Source organism: Pseudomonas sp. (assembly GCF_051660785.1).
Classification (GTDB): domain Bacteria; phylum Pseudomonadota; class Gammaproteobacteria; order Pseudomonadales; family Pseudomonadaceae; genus Aquipseudomonas.
This window is the reverse complement of record NZ_JBOFQE010000020.1, coordinates 114,630-130,935: the sequence shown is the minus strand read 5'-3', so window position 1 is coordinate 130,935 and position 16,306 is coordinate 114,630. Positions and strand designations below refer to the sequence as shown.

The 16,306-nt window shown below is 58.5% G+C and carries 13 protein-coding genes; 7 read left to right on the top strand and 6 right to left on the bottom strand.

Annotated features, from left to right (window positions below; translation table 11 throughout):
* Positions 1-3 precede the first annotated feature (3 nt).
* Positions 4-2,229, bottom strand: a complete 2,226-nt coding sequence (locus ACRC4F_RS05395) for an NADP-dependent isocitrate dehydrogenase (RefSeq protein WP_438658419.1) — start codon at positions 2,227-2,229, stop codon at positions 4-6.
* 494 nt (positions 2,230-2,723) lie between these two features.
* Between ACRC4F_RS05395 and icd the strand changes: the two genes are divergently transcribed.
* Positions 2,724-3,980 (top strand): NADP-dependent isocitrate dehydrogenase, encoded by a 1,257-nt coding sequence (icd, locus tag ACRC4F_RS05390; protein ID WP_150714040.1) that lies wholly within the window; start codon positions 2,724-2,726, stop codon positions 3,978-3,980.
* Between the two features lie 79 nt (positions 3,981-4,059).
* On the opposite strand, the gene ACRC4F_RS05385 is transcribed toward icd, so the two are convergent.
* The gene (locus tag ACRC4F_RS05385; RefSeq protein WP_438658418.1) at positions 4,060-4,341 is read right to left on the bottom strand and encodes a cold shock domain-containing protein; all 282 of its coding nucleotides are present in this window, start codon (positions 4,339-4,341) and stop codon (positions 4,060-4,062) included.
* Positions 4,342-4,565: 224 nt separating this feature from the next.
* Between ACRC4F_RS05385 and clpS the strand changes: the two genes are divergently transcribed.
* Both clpS and clpA read left to right on the top strand, forming a co-directional pair.
* Positions 4,566-4,949, top strand: a complete 384-nt coding sequence (clpS, locus tag ACRC4F_RS05380; protein ID WP_010458899.1) for an ATP-dependent Clp protease adapter ClpS — start codon at positions 4,566-4,568, stop codon at positions 4,947-4,949.
* 30 nt (positions 4,950-4,979) lie between these two features.
* Positions 4,980-7,250 carry an ATP-dependent Clp protease ATP-binding subunit ClpA gene (gene clpA, locus ACRC4F_RS05375; RefSeq protein ID WP_007946437.1) on the top strand — a complete coding sequence of 757 codons (2,271 nt, stop codon included), beginning with the start codon at positions 4,980-4,982 and terminating at the stop codon, positions 7,248-7,250.
* A gap of 931 nt (positions 7,251-8,181) precedes the next feature.
* Here the strand turns inward: clpA and infA are convergent.
* The 4 genes from infA to trxB all read right to left on the bottom strand — a co-directional run bounded on the left by infA (position 8,182) and on the right by trxB (position 10,970).
* On the bottom strand, positions 8,182-8,400 hold the full coding sequence (gene infA / locus ACRC4F_RS05370) for a translation initiation factor IF-1 (protein WP_002553999.1): 219 nt from the start codon (positions 8,398-8,400) through the stop codon (positions 8,182-8,184).
* Between the two features lie 100 nt (positions 8,401-8,500).
* A complete protein-coding gene (locus tag ACRC4F_RS05365) occupies positions 8,501-9,208 on the bottom strand; it encodes an arginyltransferase (RefSeq protein WP_438658417.1) in 708 nt (235 codons plus the stop codon).
* A gap of 57 nt (positions 9,209-9,265) precedes the next feature.
* On the bottom strand, positions 9,266-9,946 hold the full coding sequence (gene aat / locus ACRC4F_RS05360; protein ID WP_438658416.1) for a leucyl/phenylalanyl-tRNA--protein transferase: 681 nt from the start codon (positions 9,944-9,946) through the stop codon (positions 9,266-9,268).
* Positions 9,947-10,010: 64 nt separating this feature from the next.
* On the bottom strand, positions 10,011-10,970 hold the full coding sequence (gene trxB / locus ACRC4F_RS05355) for a thioredoxin-disulfide reductase (protein ID WP_438658415.1): 960 nt from the start codon (positions 10,968-10,970) through the stop codon (positions 10,011-10,013).
* A gap of 307 nt (positions 10,971-11,277) precedes the next feature.
* Between trxB and ACRC4F_RS05350 the strand changes: the two genes are divergently transcribed.
* The 4 genes from ACRC4F_RS05350 (at position 11,278) to crcB (ending at position 16,296) form a co-directional block, all read left to right on the top strand.
* Positions 11,278-13,686, top strand: coding sequence for a DNA translocase FtsK (locus ACRC4F_RS05350; RefSeq protein WP_438658414.1), 2,409 nt, complete (start codon positions 11,278-11,280; stop codon positions 13,684-13,686).
* 65 nt (positions 13,687-13,751) lie between these two features.
* Positions 13,752-14,375 (top strand): outer membrane lipoprotein chaperone LolA, encoded by a 624-nt coding sequence (gene lolA / locus ACRC4F_RS05345; protein WP_438658413.1) that lies wholly within the window; start codon positions 13,752-13,754, stop codon positions 14,373-14,375.
* 224 nt (positions 14,376-14,599) lie between these two features.
* Complete coding sequence (locus ACRC4F_RS05340; protein ID WP_438658412.1) at positions 14,600-15,922, top strand: replication-associated recombination protein A; 1,323 nt, start codon at positions 14,600-14,602, stop codon at positions 15,920-15,922.
* Positions 15,922-16,296, top strand: coding sequence for a fluoride efflux transporter CrcB (crcB, locus tag ACRC4F_RS05335; RefSeq protein ID WP_438658411.1), 375 nt, complete (start codon positions 15,922-15,924; stop codon positions 16,294-16,296). The genes ACRC4F_RS05340 and crcB overlap by 1 nt, the downstream gene beginning before the upstream one ends.
* Positions 16,297-16,306: the final 10 nt, after the last annotated feature.

Genomic DNA, 16,306 nt, shown 5'->3' with positions numbered 1-16,306 from the left:
ACCTTAAACCAGCGCAGCGATCGCGGCGTTGAAGGTGTTGCTCGGGCGCATGGCCTTGCTGATCAGCTCGGCATCGGCGTGGTAGTAACCGCCGATGTCCACTGGCTTGCCCTGAACGGCGTTGAGCTCGGCAACGATGGTTGCTTCGTTCTCGGTCAGGGTCTTGGCTAGCTGGCCGAACTGCGCTTGCAGTGCAGCGTCTTCAGTCTGGGCGGCCAGGGCCTGAGCCCAGTACAGCGCCAGGTAGAAGTGGCTGCCGCGGTTGTCGATGTTGCCGACTTTGCGCGATGGCGACTTGTTGTTGTCCAGGAACTGGCCGGTGGCCTGGTCCAGGGTCTTGGCCAGCACCAGCGCTTTCGGGTTGTTGTACGTCACACCCAGATGCTCAAGGGAGGCGGCCAGGGCCAGGAACTCGCCCAGGGAATCCCAACGCAGGAAGTTTTCTTCCAGCAGTTGCTGAACGTGCTTCGGTGCCGAACCGCCGGCGCCGGTTTCGAACAGGCCGCCGCCATTCATCAGCGGAACGATCGACAGCATCTTGGCGCTGGTGCCCAGTTCCATGATCGGGAACAGGTCGGTCAGGTAGTCGCGCAGTACGTTGCCGGTCACCGAGATGGTGTCCTTGCCTTCGCGGGTGCGCTGCAGGGTGAACTTCATCGCGTCGACAGGCGCCATGATCTGGATGTCCAGGCCGGCAGTGTCGTGATCCTTCAGGTAAGCCTGAACTTTCTCGATCACCACGCCATCGTGGGCGCGCATCGGGTCCAGCCAGAAAATCGCCGGGGTGGCGCTTGCGCGAGCCCGGTTGACGGCCAGTTTGACCCAATCCTGGATCGGCGCGTCTTTGGTCTGGCACATGCGGAAGATGTCGCCGGCTTCAACCGGTTGCTCCAGCAGCAGGCTGCCTTTGCTGTCGGTCACGCGTACAACACCGTTGGACTTGATCTGGAAAGTCTTGTCGTGCGAGCCGTACTCTTCGGCTTTTTTCGCCATCAGGCCAACGTTTGGCACGCTGCCCATGGTGGTCGGATCGAAGGCGCCGTTTGCCTTGCAGTCTTCGATCACCGCCTGGTAGATGGTGGCGTAGCAGCGGTCCGGGATCACAGCCTTGGTGTCGTGCAACTGACCGTCAGTGCCCCACATCTTGCCGGAGTCACGGATCATCGCCGGCATCGAGGCGTCGACGATCACGTCGCTCGGCACGTGCAGGTTGGTGATGCCTTTGTCGGAGTTGACCATCGCCAGCGAAGGACGAACGGCGTAGACCGCCTGGAGGTCCGCTTCGATCGCCGCTTGCTGCTCGGCAGGCAAAGCCTTGATGCGAGCGTACAGGTCGCCGATGCCGTTGTTCAGGTTGAAGCCGATCTGGGCCAGCACGTCAGCGTGCTTGGTCAGTGCGTCTTTATAGAACTCGGCAACAATCTGGCCGAACATGATCGGGTCGGAGACCTTCATCATGGTGGCTTTCAGGTGAACCGACAGCAGCACGCCCTTGGCCTTGGCGTCTTCGATCTCGGCAGCGATGAAGCTGCGCAGAGCGTTTTTGCTCATGACCGCGCAATCGAGGATCTCACCGGCTTGAACGATGGTTTTTTCTTTCAGGACGGTGGTGGTGCCGTCTTGAGCGATCAGTTCGATTTTGACGGCATCGGCGGCGTCGATCAGGGCAGCTTTTTCGCTGCCGTAGAAATCACCGGTGCTCATGTGCGCGACGTGGGACTTGGAGTCCGCAGCCCAGGCGCCCATTTTGTGCGGGTGCTTGCGTGCGTAGTTCTTGACCGACAGCGGCGCACGACGATCGGAGTTGCCTTCGCGCAGAACCGGGTTCACGGCGCTGCCCTTGATCTTGTCGTAACGCGACTTGGCTTCTTTGTCGGCGTCGCTGGTCACGGTTTCCGGGTAGTCCGGCAGTGCGAAGCCCTGGGCTTGCAGCTCTTTGATCGCGGCTTGCAGTTGCGGAACCGAGGCGCTGATGTTCGGCAGCTTGATGATGTTGGCTTCAGGCGTAACGGCCAGGTCGCCCAGTTCGGCGAGGTGGTCGGCTACGGCTTTGTCACCCAATTGCTCGGGGAAGCTGGCCAGGATGCGCCCTGCAAGAGAGATATCGCGGGTTTCCACGGCGATATCAGCGGAGGCGGTGAAGGCCTCTACGATAGGCAACAGTGAATAGGTGGCGAGGGCTGGGGCTTCGTCGGTGAAGGTATAGATGATCTTCGAGCGGGTGGGCATATTCGGATTAACTCTCTCTTCTTTGCTAAAGCGTGCGCAGAAACTCGAGGGGCGCCGGGTAAGCGCGTTCGTTCAAAGTCATCCATGAGCCGAATGTCGAGGTTTCTATGCGGTGATGTTGGGTGCATCGGTCGAGCGTCAAGCAGTTGGACTGCGGTAACAATCCGGCTTTTTCGGGCCCAAAGCCTTGTAGTAGAAAGGTCGGCCGTCGTGACTCTGTGGTCAGCGGGCGGCATTATACATAGGTAGCTGGCAATCTGCCGATGGTTCATATGCAACGATTCTCGTCCATTGGTCTAAAGGTCGCAGGGGTGAGCGGGGCGTAGAGTCGTCGAACGTGCTTGAGTTTGGCGCTTTTCCCTTTGCTTTCAGGCTTGTACGTCGCGAACTGCGCAGCTTTGCGGCAGATGGATGGAACATAGGGTTTGCGCGCCGATTCAACTGGGGTACGCTCGGACGAAGCCAGATGTTCAATCCAAACAATGGAGTTCAGCATGGGATACAAGAAGATTCAGGTTCCAGCAGTCGGCGACAAAATCACCGTCAACGCGGACCATTCTCTCAATGTTCCTAACAACCCGATCATCCCCTTCATCGAAGGCGATGGTATTGGCGTTGATATCAGCCCGGTCATGATCAAGGTTGTCGATGCTGCTGTTAAGAAGGCTTACGGCGGCGAGCGCAAAATTTCCTGGATGGAAGTCTACGCCGGGGAGAAAGCGACTCAGGTTTACGATCAGGACACCTGGCTGCCTCAGGAAACACTGGACGCGGTCAAGGACTACGTGGTTTCCATCAAGGGCCCTCTGACTACCCCTGTCGGCGGCGGTATCCGTTCCCTGAACGTGGCCCTGCGTCAGCAACTCGACCTGTATGTGTGCCTGCGCCCGGTGCGCTGGTTCGAAGGCGTGCCTAGCCCGGTCAAGAAGCCAGGCGACGTCGACATGACGATCTTCCGCGAGAACTCGGAAGACATCTATGCCGGTATCGAGTGGAAAGCCGGTTCGCCGGAAGCGACCAAAGTCATCAAGTTCCTCAAAGAAGAAATGGGCGTCACCAAGATCCGTTTCGACGAAAACTGCGGTATCGGCGTCAAGCCGGTTTCGTTGCAGGGTACCAAGCGTCTGGCGCGCAAGGCATTGCAGTATGTGGTCGACAACGACCGCGACTCGCTGACCATCGTGCACAAAGGCAACATCATGAAGTTCACCGAAGGTGCCTTCAAGGAATGGGCCTACGAAGTGGCCGCTGAAGAGTTCGGCGCGACCCTGCTCGACGGTGGTCCGTGGATGCAGTTCAAAAACCCTAAAACCGGCAAGAACGTCATCGTCAAGGACGCCATCGCCGACGCCATGCTCCAGCAGATCCTGCTGCGCCCGGCCGAATACGATGTGATCGCGACCCTGAACCTGAACGGCGACTATCTCTCTGACGCCCTGGCGGCGGAAGTGGGCGGCATCGGTATCGCGCCGGGTGCCAACCTGTCCGACACCATCGCCATGTTCGAAGCGACCCACGGTACCGCGCCGAAGTATGCCGGCAAGGACCAGGTCAACCCGGGTTCGCTGATCCTGTCCGCCGAGATGATGCTGCGTCACATGGGCTGGACCGAAGCGGCAGATCTGATCATCAAGGGCACCAACGGCGCGATTTCGGCCAAGACCGTGACCTATGACTTCGAACGTCTGATGGAGGGCGCGAAACTGCTGTCGTCTTCGGCGTTCGGTGATGCGCTGATCTCGCACATGTAAGCGATTTCACGCACGACAAAAACCGCCCGATTCAGTGACTGAGTCGGGCGGTTTTTTTATGACTGGATGATCGGTTGCGTCAGTTCGACACTGTTTCCTGATTGGTAACAGGCGCCGTCTGTTCGCTGATGGCAGGGGCAGAGCCGATCTTCACTGCGTGCAACCCTTTGGGACCCTGAACGATATCGAAGCTTACGATTTGCCCAGCCTTGAGCGTCTTGTATCCGTCCATCTCAATGGCTGAATAGTGGGCAAAGAAATCAATAAGATGACCGTCTTCGTCACGACCTTCTCTGGCATCGGTGTTAATGAAACCGAATCCCTTGGCATTGTTGAACCATTTCACCTTGCCGACTGACATACCCATATCCCTCTGCAACAGACTCCATCACTGGAGTATCATCCAGTACATCCACAGTCAGATCTTTAAATAAGATTGACTCCGCGGACCTTTTTTACCCACTGTGGGCTCTATTGGTTGTAACACCGTTTTCCCGATAGTCAAGGTGATCGGGCGGTCGGAGTTGAAATCGTCCATAGCCGCCCCCACCACTGTATTTGCACAACTGACGAACCTTTCTTTCCATGCATGCAATCAGCCAGATTCGACTAACATTCAATCAGGATCGCCCGGCTCTCCAAAAAGATCACCCGGAGCCCCACGACGACGATTCCGCAGGCATTGCTGTTCAGGAGGCAAAGCCTGCATTACAGGCGCCGCCGATGTACAAGGTGGTTTTGTTCAACGATGACTACACACCGATGGATTTCGTCGTCGAAGTGCTCGAGGTGTTTTTTAACCTGAATCGGGAGCTGGCGACCAAGGTCATGCTGGCCGTCCACACAGAAGGACGGGCAGTATGTGGAGTGTTTACCCGCGACATCGCCGAGACTAAGGCCATGCAGGTCAACCAGTACGCCAGGGAAAGCCAGCATCCGCTACTCTGTGAAATCGAGAAGGACGGTTAATCGCCGACCACTTGGGTATGAGGTGAAGCTATGTTAAACCGCGAGCTCGAAGTCACCCTCAATCTTGCCTTCAAGGAGGCTCGATCGAAACGTCATGAATTCATGACTGTCGAACACCTCCTGCTGGCCCTATTGGACAATGAGGCTGCCGCCACCGTTTTGCGTGCCTGCGGCGCGAACCTCGACAAACTCAAGCATGATCTGCAGGAGTTCATCGACTCCACCACGCCATTGATCCCCGTCCATGACGAGGATCGCGAAACCCAGCCAACCCTGGGCTTCCAGCGTGTCCTGCAACGTGCTGTATTCCACGTACAGAGCTCGGGCAAACGCGAAGTGACTGGCGCCAACGTGCTGGTCGCCATCTTCAGTGAGCAAGAGAGTCAGGCAGTGTTCCTGCTGAAACAGCAGAGCGTTGCGCGCATTGATGTCGTCAACTACATCGCCCATGGCATTTCCAAAGTGCCGGGGCATGGCGATCACTCTGAAGGTGAGCAAGATATGCAGGACGACGAGGGCGGTGAGTCTTCTTCTTCAGGCAATCCTCTGGATGCTTATGCCAGCAACCTCAACGAACTCGCGCGCCAGGGTCGTATCGATCCGCTGGTAGGCCGCGAGCTGGAAGTCGAGCGTGTCGCGCAGATCCTGGCGCGTCGTCGCAAAAACAATCCGCTGCTGGTGGGCGAGGCGGGCGTGGGTAAAACCGCGATTGCCGAAGGCCTGGCCAAACGTATTGTCGACAACCAGGTGCCGGATTTGCTGGCCAACAGCGTGGTCTATTCCCTCGATCTGGGGGCCTTGCTGGCCGGGACCAAATACCGAGGCGATTTCGAGAAGCGCTTCAAGGCGCTGCTCAATGAGCTGAAAAAACGTCCGCAGGCGATCCTGTTCATCGACGAAATCCACACCATCATTGGTGCGGGTGCCGCGTCCGGTGGCGTCATGGATGCCTCGAACCTGCTCAAACCGCTGCTGTCATCGGGCGATATCCGTTGCATCGGTTCGACCACGTTCCAGGAATTTCGCGGGATCTTCGAGAAGGACCGTGCCTTGGCCCGGCGCTTCCAGAAGGTCGATGTCTCGGAGCCTTCGGTGGAAGACACCATCGGCATCCTGCGCGGTCTGAAAGGACGTTTCGAAGCGCACCACAACATCGAATACAGCGATGAAGCATTGCGTGCGGCCGCCGAACTGGCTTCGCGCTACATCAATGACCGGCACATGCCGGACAAAGCCATCGACGTCATCGACGAGGCGGGCGCCTACCAGCGTCTGCAACCAATCGAGAAACGCGTGAAACGCATCGAGGTGCCTCAGGTCGAGGACATCGTTGCGAAAATCGCGCGGATTCCGCCTAAGCACGTCACCAGTTCCGACAAAGAGCTGCTGCGTAACCTTGAGCGTGACCTGAAGCTGACAGTATTTGGCCAGGATGCCGCCATCGACTCGCTGTCGACCGCGATCAAATTGTCCCGTGCCGGCCTCAAGTCGCCTGACAAGCCTGTCGGTTCGTTCCTGTTCGCAGGGCCGACCGGTGTCGGTAAAACCGAAGCGGCGCGTCAGCTGGCCAAGGCGTTGGGCATCGAACTGGTTCGTTTCGACATGTCCGAGTACATGGAGCGCCACACCGTATCGCGTCTGATCGGTGCACCTCCAGGCTATGTCGGGTTCGATCAGGGCGGTCTGCTGACCGAAGCCATCACCAAGCAGCCTCACTGCGTGCTGTTGCTCGATGAGATCGAGAAGGCGCATCCGGAAGTCTTCAACCTGCTGCTGCAGGTCATGGACCACGGTACGCTGACCGATAACAACGGGCGCAAGGCGGATTTCCGTAACGTGATCGTCATCATGACGACTAACGCCGGTGCCGAAACCGCAGCACGTGCTTCGATCGGTTTCACCCATCAGGACCATTCGTCCGATGCGATGGAAGTGATCAAGAAGAGCTTCACGCCAGAGTTCCGCAACCGTCTGGACACCATTATCCAGTTTGGTCGCCTCAGTCATGAGGTCATCAAAAGCGTGGTGGACAAGTTCCTTACCGAGCTTCAGGCGCAGCTGGAAGACAAGCGCGTGCAGCTGGAAGTGACCGACGCTGCACGAAGCTGGCTGGCAGCAGGTGGCTACGACTCGGCAATGGGCGCTCGACCAATGGCGCGCTTGATCCAGGACAAGATCAAGCGTCCGCTCGCGGAAGAGATCCTGTTTGGCGAGCTGGCCGACCATGGTGGCGTGGTGCATATCGACCTCAAGGACGGCGAGCTGACCTTCGAGTTCGAAACCACGGCTGAAATGGCCTGACGGCTGTAAAGCGAAAAGGCGCCTTCGGGCGCCTTTTTTGTTGTCTGTTAAATTGGGTGCATATCCGTTTCTGCGGTAACGGCTGCTGGCGGTTTCGCCCTTACGGCGAGTCCCTTTTGGCAAACGCCCCAAAAGGAACCAAAAGGTCTCGCCCCAAGCGTCCGGCCCCTCGCCTGGGCTCGGCGTACCTTCGCTCCGGTATTCATCCGGGGACACTGCCCTCCGGTTGGCTTCGCTGCACCTACATGCAGCGTGTTCGACTGCGTCGAACGGCGCTGCGCGCCACTCCCCGGATGAACACCTCCACTCAGCCTCCCGAAAGGGGCGGGCAGATCAAAAGCTGAAGGCGAGCTAACGCTCGGCCTGATGAGTGGTGAAAAGCGCGCGTACATTTGCTCAACCGCATCCCTTGTAGGGGGTTGTCGAGTGAAACGAGGCTGCGATTTTTTGATTTTTTGATTTTTTGATTTTTTGATTTTTTGATTTTGCTTCGGCTTTGGCTTTGGCTTTGGCTTTGGCTTTGGCTTTTGACGTTGATCCTGCTTTTGACCTTTTGCCCCTTCGGCAGGCCGAGCGTAGGTGTTCATCAGGGGATTAGGCGCGTAGCGCCGTTCGGCGAAGCCGAACACATCGAGAGGAGGTCGTAGCGAAGCAGACCGTAGGCGATGTCCCCTGATGGATACCGAAGCGAGGGAACACTGAGCTTTCGCGAAGTGCCGTACGCCGGGGCAAAGCCTTTTGGTTCCTTTTTGCTGGGCCGGCACTCCGGCGTTTGAAAAAGGGACTCGCTGTAAGAGCGAAACCATATTCAGCCGTTACCGCAGCAACGGATATACACCCAAGAACCCAAGAACCCAAGAACCCAAGAACCCGCCAAATCGCAGACAAACAAAAACGCCCGGCATAAACCGGGCGTTTTGTATTGACTTGATTAGCGAGCGCGGTAAGTGATGCGCCCTTTGCTCAAGTCATAGGGCGTCAGCTCGACGCGCACTTTGTCACCGGTAAGAATACGGATGTAGTTCTTGCGCATCTTGCCGGAGATATGCGCGGTTACGACGTGCCCATTTTCCAACTCCACACGAAACATGGTGTTGGGCAGGGTGTCGACGACAGTGCCTTCCATTTCGAAGCTGTCTTCTTTCGACATGCAGTAAAGCCCTCGGTGTCCAATGAATGGCCCGGTGCAACTGCGCCAGGCAAAAGCGGCGTGCATTGTGCCCGAAAAATGGGGTTTAAGCCAAGGGGTTCTAGTTCAGGATGACCCATCGCTGATTAATCAGCAGTTCGATAGGCCGATATTGCGTCTTGTAGCTCATCTTTTTGCAGTTTTTGATCCAGTAGCCGAGGTAGACGGCTTCAAGCCCGAGACGCCGGGCCTCGGCGATTTGCCAGAGGATCGCGTAGCGCCCCAGGCTGCGGCGTTCTTCATCGGGCTCGTAGAAGGTGTAAACCGCCGACAGACCGTTCGGCAGCAAATCGGTCACGGCCACCGCCAGCAGCCGGCCTTCGAGACGAAATTCGTAAAAACGCGAGAACGGCAGGTCACGTACGAGAAATGTCGAAAACTGATCGCGACTCGGCGGATACATGTCGCCATCGGCGTGACGTTGTTCGATGTAGCGCTGGTACAGGTCGAAATACTCTTCGCTGAATTTCGGCCTGGCCGGGCGCACTTGCAGATCGGCGTTGCGTTTGAAAATGCGTTTCTGCTGACGGTTGGGCGTAAATTGCGCCACGGGGATGCGTGCCGGGACGCACGCATTGCAGTTCTGGCAATGCGGCCGGTAGAGATGATCGCCGCTGCGACGAAAACCCATTTCAGACAGGTCTGCGTAGACATGCACATCCATGGGCTGGCTAGGGTCGAGGAACAGCGTCGTGGCCTGCTCCTCGGGCAGATAACTGCAAGAGTGGGGCTGAGTGGCATAGAACTTCAAACGCGCCAACTCGGTCATGATCAACCCTCGGGATAAGCTTTTGCATTAAGTGTAAGCCACGTGCGCGAATGTCGCTCAGCAAACCCAGGTGGCGCGGCTGGGTCGATCCAGATGCTGTGCAAGGTAGCTGGCAAACTCGCGGCGTGGGATCGCCCTCGCACCCAGACTGTGCAGATGGTCGGTGGGCATCTGGCAGTCGATCAGCACAAAACCTGAGTCTTTCAGATGTCGCACCAATGTGGCAAAGCCATATTTCGACGCATTGTCAGCGCGGCTGAACATCGATTCGCCGAAAAACAGCTGGCCCATCGCCAGGCCATACAGTCCGCCGACCAGCACGCCATTGTCCCAAACCTCCACGGAATGCGCGTAGCCACGCTTGTGAAGTTCGAGGTAAGCCGTCTGCATCGCATCGGTGATCCATGTGCCGTCGGCATATTCGCGAGGGGCGGCGCAGGCGCTGATCACCGAGGCAAAATCCTGATCAAAGGTCACTTGATAACGTTGCTGGCGCAGCAATTTATTCAGGCTGCGCGAGACATGCAGTTCGTCGGGAAACAGGACGGTGCGCGGATCCGGCGACCACCAGAGAATCGGCTGGCCTTCCGAAAACCATGGAAAGCAGCCGTGGCGATACGCCTGAATCAGACGATCGGCGGACAGATCGCCGCCCGCGGCCAACAGTCCGTTGGGGTCGCGCATGGCTTTTTCCAGCGGCGGGAATGTCAGGGTGTTGCGTTGTAACCAAGTCAGCATGGCATCCGGGCTTGCAGAAGGGGAGGGCGGTGGCGGGCTGATGGGCCCGCCGTAAAGTGTGCCGTCAAACGGTTGGAATGTCGTCGAGGTATTTCTCGGCGTCCAGCGCGGCCATGCAACCAGCCCCGGCGGAGGTTACGGCTTGGCGGTAAACGTGATCGGCCACGTCGCCGGCGGCGAACACGCCAGGGATCTCCGTGGTCGTGGCATCGCCTTCGCTGCCTCCCTTGACCAGCAGATAGCCGTCACGCATGTTCAGCTGGCCCTCGAACAGGTCGGTATTGGGTTTATGGCCGATGGCGATGAACACGCCAGTCACGGGCAGCTCACTGGTCTGGCCGGTGTGGCTGTCGCGCAGGCGGGCGCCGGTCACGCCGCTGGCATCTCCCAACACTTCATCGAGATTTTGATTCCAGTGCAGGCGGATATTGCCGTTGGCGGCCTTTTCGAAAAGTTTGTCTTGAAGAATCTTCTCCGAGCGCAATTTGTCGCGCCGGTGAATCAGGTGGACTTCCTTGGCGATGTTCGACAGGTACAGGGCTTCTTCAACTGCGGTGTTGCCACCGCCGACAACGGCGACCACTTGATTGCGATAAAAGAACCCGTCACAGGTGGCGCAGGCCGAAACCCCGCGGCCGGCAAAGGCTTCTTCCGAAGGCAGCCCCAGGTATTGCGCTGAAGCGCCAGTGGCGATAATCAAAGCATCGCAGGTGTACGTGTCGCCATCGCCGATCAGCTCGAACGGGCGCTGTTGCAACTTGGCGGTGTGGATATGGTCGTAAACAATCTCTGTGTCAAAGCGCTCGGCGTGTTTTTGCATGCGTTCCATGAGCACCGGGCCAGTAAGGCCTTCGACGTCGCCGGGCCAGTTATCGACTTCGACGGTGGTGGTCAGCTGGCCACCTGCCTGTATGCCGGTGATGACAACGGGCTTGAGGTTGGCGCGGGCGGCATAAACGGCTGCGCTGTATCCGGCAGGGCCGGAACCGAGAATGATCAAGCGGGAATGCTTCGGTTCGCTCATAAAAACACCTCATAAGCCTTTGTCACAAAAGAGAATGCATGCTCAAATTGAACCGCGCGTAACCTGCTGTTGGCTATGCTACACCGAAGGGCTTCAAGCATGGCATCGGGCGAACAAACCCGTACAATGCCGTCTGTAACAGTGGTTGTAACAAAATAAGCTGCGCGTACCGTGTTTATAAAAACCGGGGTGCAGTGTTAAAAGTAGTCCCAGTTGCGCGTGTTAACTTTTTTACCTGCCTGGATTGGGCAGTTTTTTATAGTCATTCAACAGATGGACGCGCCACAGGCGCAGGAAAAGAAGCGTTTTGAAGAAATCCACCGCAGCACCTAAACCAGCCGTCGTTCCACTTTGGCGCCAGCATTTGCATTACCGGCTCAAGGAAGGTGCATTGATCGCCATCGGCGGCTTGTGCCTGTTCCTGATGATGGCCTTGTTGACCTATGGCAAGGACGATCCGGGTTGGAGCCATAACAGCAAGATCGACGACGTGCAGAACTTCGGCGGGCCGGTCGGCTCTTACAGCGCCGACATCCTGTTCATGGTGCTGGGTTACTTCGCCTACATCTTCCCGCTGTTGCTGGCGATCAAGGCGTATCAGATTTTCCGTCAGCGCCACGAACAGTGGCAGTGGAGTGGCTGGCTGTTCTCCTGGCGCCTGATCGGCCTGGTGTTTCTGGTGCTGTCGGGCGCGGCCCTGGCGCATATCCATTTCCATGCGGCCACCGGTCTCCCGGCCGGTGCGGGCGGCGCGCTGGGCGAAAGCCTTGGCGACCTGGCCAGGAACGCGCTGAACATTCAGGGCAGCACGCTGTTGTTCATCGCGCTGTTCCTGTTCGGCCTGACGGTGTTCACCGACCTGTCCTGGTTCAAGGTGATGGACGTCACCGGCAAAATCACCCTCGACCTGTTCGAGCTGTTCCAGGGCGCGGCCAATCGCTGGTGGGCCGCCCGTGTCGAGCGTAAACAACTGGTTGCGCAATTGCGTGAAGTCGACGATCGCGTGCATGACGTAGTCGCCCCGACGGTGACCGACAAGCGTGAGCAAGCCAAGGTCAAGGAACGCCTGATCGAACGTGAGCAGGCCCTGAGCAAGCACATGTCGGACCGCGAGAAGCAGGTGCCGCCCGTCATTGCGCCAGCACCGCCCAAGCCGGCAGCGCCGAGCAAGCGCGTGGAGAAAGAGAAACAGGCGCCGTTGTTCGTCGACAGCGCCGTCGAAGGCACCTTGCCGCCGATCTCGATTCTCGACCCGGCCGAAAAGAAACAACTCAACTATTCCCCGGAATCGCTGGCCGCCGTCGGCCACTTGCTGGAAATCAAGCTCAAGGAATTCGGCGTCGAAGTCTCGGTGGATTCGATCCACCCGGGCCCGGTCATTACCCGTTACGAAATCCAGCCGGCCGCCGGCGTCAAAGTCAGTCGCATCTCCAACCTGGCGAAAGATCTGGCGCGCTCGTTGGCCGTGACCAGCGTTCGTGTGGTGGAAGTGATTCCGGGCAAGACCACCGTCGGTATCGAGATTCCCAACGAAGACCGCCAGATCGTGCGCTTCTCCGAAGTGCTGTCGACGCCTGAGTACGACAACTTCAAATCGCCGGTCACCTTGGCCCTGGGCCACGACATTGGCGGCAAGCCGGTCATCACTGACCTGGCGAAAATGCCGCACTTGCTGGTGGCCGGTACGACCGGTTCCGGTAAATCGGTGGGCGTGAACGCGATGATCCTGTCGATCCTGTTCAAGTCCGGCCCGGAAGACGCCAAGCTGATCATGATCGACCCGAAAATGCTTGAGCTGTCGATCTACGAGGGTATTCCGCACCTGTTGTGTCCGGTCGTGACCGACATGAAAGACGCCGCCAATGCCCTGCGCTGGAGCGTGGCGGAGATGGAGCGTCGCTACAAATTGATGGCAAAGATGGGCGTGCGTAACCTGTCGGGCTTCAACGCCAAGGTCAAGGAAGCCCAGGACGCCGGCGAGCCGTTGAGCGATCCGCTGTACAAGCGCGAAAGCATCCACGACGAAGCGCCGCTGTTGACCAAGCTGCCGACCATCGTGGTGGTGGTCGACGAATTCGCCGACATGATGATGATCGTCGGCAAGAAGGTTGAAGAGCTGATCGCCCGTATCGCCCAGAAGGCCCGTGCGGCCGGTATCCACTTGATCCTCGCGACCCAGCGTCCGTCGGTTGACGTGATCACCGGTCTGATCAAGGCCAACATTCCGACGCGTATGGCGTTCCAGGTGTCGAGCAAGATCGACTCCCGGACTATCATCGACCAGGGCGGCGCCGAGCAACTGCTGGGCCACGGTGACATGCTCTACATGCCGCCGGGCACCAGCCTGCCGATCCGTGTCCATGGTGCGTTCGTGTCCGATGACGAGGTTCACCGGGTGGTTGAAGCCTGGAAACTGCGCGGTGCACCGGAATACAACGATGAGATCCTGGCCGGTGTCGAAGAAGCCGGTAGCGGCTTTGAAAATGGCGGCGGGGGCGGTGATGACGATGCCGAAACCGATGCGCTCTACGATGAAGCGGTGCAGTTCGTCCTTGAAAGCCGTCGTGCGTCCATCTCTGCGGTTCAGCGCAAGCTGAAAATCGGCTACAACCGCGCCGCCCGCATGATCGAAGCCATGGAAATGGCCGGGGTCGTGACATCCATGAACACCAACGGTTCGCGTGAAGTCCTGGCGCCTGGCCCGGTACGCGACTGATTTGATTTGAAAGGATGGCGCCGTGACGCGCCGTCCGAACTCCCACGAATGTTAAGAGGACTCCCATGCGTCTTATCCGCATGTTGTTGCTGCCGGTACTGGCTTTGACCACGCTTTCGGCCCACGCCGATGACAAGGACGTGGCGCGTCTGACCCAATTGCTGGAAAAATCCCAGACCCTGACTGCACGCTTCTCTCAGCTGACGCTGGATGGCGGCGGCACTCAATTGCAGGAAACCGCCGGGCAAATGTCCCTGCAGCGTCCTGGCCTGTTTTACTGGCACACCGATGCGCCGCAAGAGCAATTGATGGTATCCGATGGCAAGAAGGTGTCCCTGTGGGACCCGGACCTGGAACAGGTCACCATCAAGACCCTCGACCAGCGCCTGACCCAGACCCCGGCGTTGCTGCTGTCCGGTGACGTGTCCAAGATCAGCCAGAGCTTCGACATCAGCGCCAAGGAAGCCGGCGGCGTGATCGACTTCACCTTGAAGCCGAAAACCAAGGACACCCTGTTCGACAGCCTGCGTCTGTCGTTCCGCAACGGTTTGGTCAATGACATGCAGATGATCGACAGCGTCGGCCAGCGCACCAACATCCTGTTCACCGGCGTTAAGGCCAACGAGCCGATCCCGGCATCCAAGTTCAAGTTCGACATCCCCAAGGGTGCCGACGTGATCCAGGAATAAACCGCAAAACCCCTGTGAGAACGGGCTTTTGTGGCGAGGGGATTTATCCCCGTTCGGCTGCGGAGCAGTCGTAAAACCAGTCAATGCGGTGTGACTGGTAGATCGCAAGGGGCCGCTTCGCGGCCCAACGGGGATAAATCCCCTCGCCACAGATACCAGCTCATGCCACAGGATTTTCGCCAGACTTGAGAACTGCGCAATAAGTGAGGTTTTAACAATACGTGATGGACCTGTTTCGCAGCGCCCCGATAGCTCAACCCTTGGCCGCACGTCTGCGTGCAGCCAATCTGGACGAGTACGTCGGTCAGGAACACCTGCTCGCTCGCGGCAAGCCTTTGCGCGAAGCGCTGGAGCAGGGCGCCTTGCACTCGATGATCTTCTGGGGCCCGCCGGGCGTGGGCAAAACCACCCTGGCGCGGTTGCTGGCGGAAGTCTCGGATGCGCACTTCGAAACGGTCTCGGCGGTATTGGCCGGCGTAAAGGAAATCCGCCAGGCGGTGGAAATCGCCAAGCAGCAGGCCGGTCAGTATGGCAAACGCACCATCCTGTTCGTCGACGAAGTGCATCGTTTCAACAAGTCACAGCAGGACGCGTTTCTGCCCTACGTTGAAGACGGCACGCTGATTTTCATCGGCGCGACCACGGAAAACCCCTCGTTCGAACTCAACAACGCCTTGCTCTCCCGGGCGCGCGTCTACGTGCTCAAAAGCCTCGACGAAGCGGCGCTGCGCAAGCTGGTGCATCGCGCACTCACCGAAGAGCGCGGCCTGGGCAAGCGTCAACTGACCCTCAGCGATGAAGGCTTCCAGATGCTGTTGTCCGCTGCCGACGGCGATGGCCGACGTCTGCTCAACCTGTTGGAAAACGCCTCGGACCTGGCTGAAGACAACAGCGAGATCGGCGTCGATCTGCTGCAAAGCCTGCTCGGCGATACCCGTCGGCGTTTCGACAAGGGCGGCGAAGCGTTCTACGACCAGATTTCCGCGCTGCATAAATCGGTGCGCGGCTCCAATCCCGACGGCGCGTTGTACTGGTTCGCGCGGATGATCGACGGCGGCTGCGACCCGCTATATCTGGCCCGGCGCGTGGTGCGCATGGCCAGTGAAGATATCGGTAACGCCGACCCCCGCGCCCTGAGCCTGTGCCTGGCGGCGTGGGAAGTGCAGGAGCGCCTCGGCAGTCCCGAAGGCGAATTGGCAGTGGCCCAGGCCATCACTTATCTGGCCTGCGCGCCAAAAAGCAACGCGGTGTACATGGGCTTCAAGGCCGCCATGCGCAGCGCCACCGAACACGGTTCGCTGGAAGTGCCACTGCACTTGCGCAATGCGCCGACCAAGCTGATGAAACAACTGGGTTACGGCGATGAATACCGCTACGCCCACGATGAGCCGGACGCTTACGCCGCTGGCGAAGACTACTTCCCGGAAGAACTCGACCCGCAACCGTTCTATCAGCCGGTGCCGCGAGGCCTGGAGCTGAAGATCGGCGAGAAGCTCAATCACCTCGCACAACTTGATCGTCTAAGCCCCCGGCAGCGGAGAAAATAGTGATTCCTCTGGTCATTGCGGTCTCCGTCGGCGGTGTCGCCGGAACACTGTTGCGCTTTGCCACCGGTAATTGGGTCAACGCTAATTGGCCGCGGCACTTCTATACCGCGACGCTGGCCGTTAATATCGTCGGCTGTCTGCTGATCGGCGTTCTATACGGTCTGTTTTTGATACGCCCGGAGGTGCCGATCGAGGTGCGCGCCGGGTTGATGGTCGGCTTCCTCGGGGGGCTGACGACCTTTTCATCCTTTTCACTGGATACGGTGCGCCTGCTGGAAAGCGGGCAAGTGCCGCTAGCCCTGGGCTATGCTGCCATCAGCGTATTCGGCGGGCTGCTCGCAACCTGGGCTGGCCTGTCCTTGACCAAACTTTGATAACGAGAGA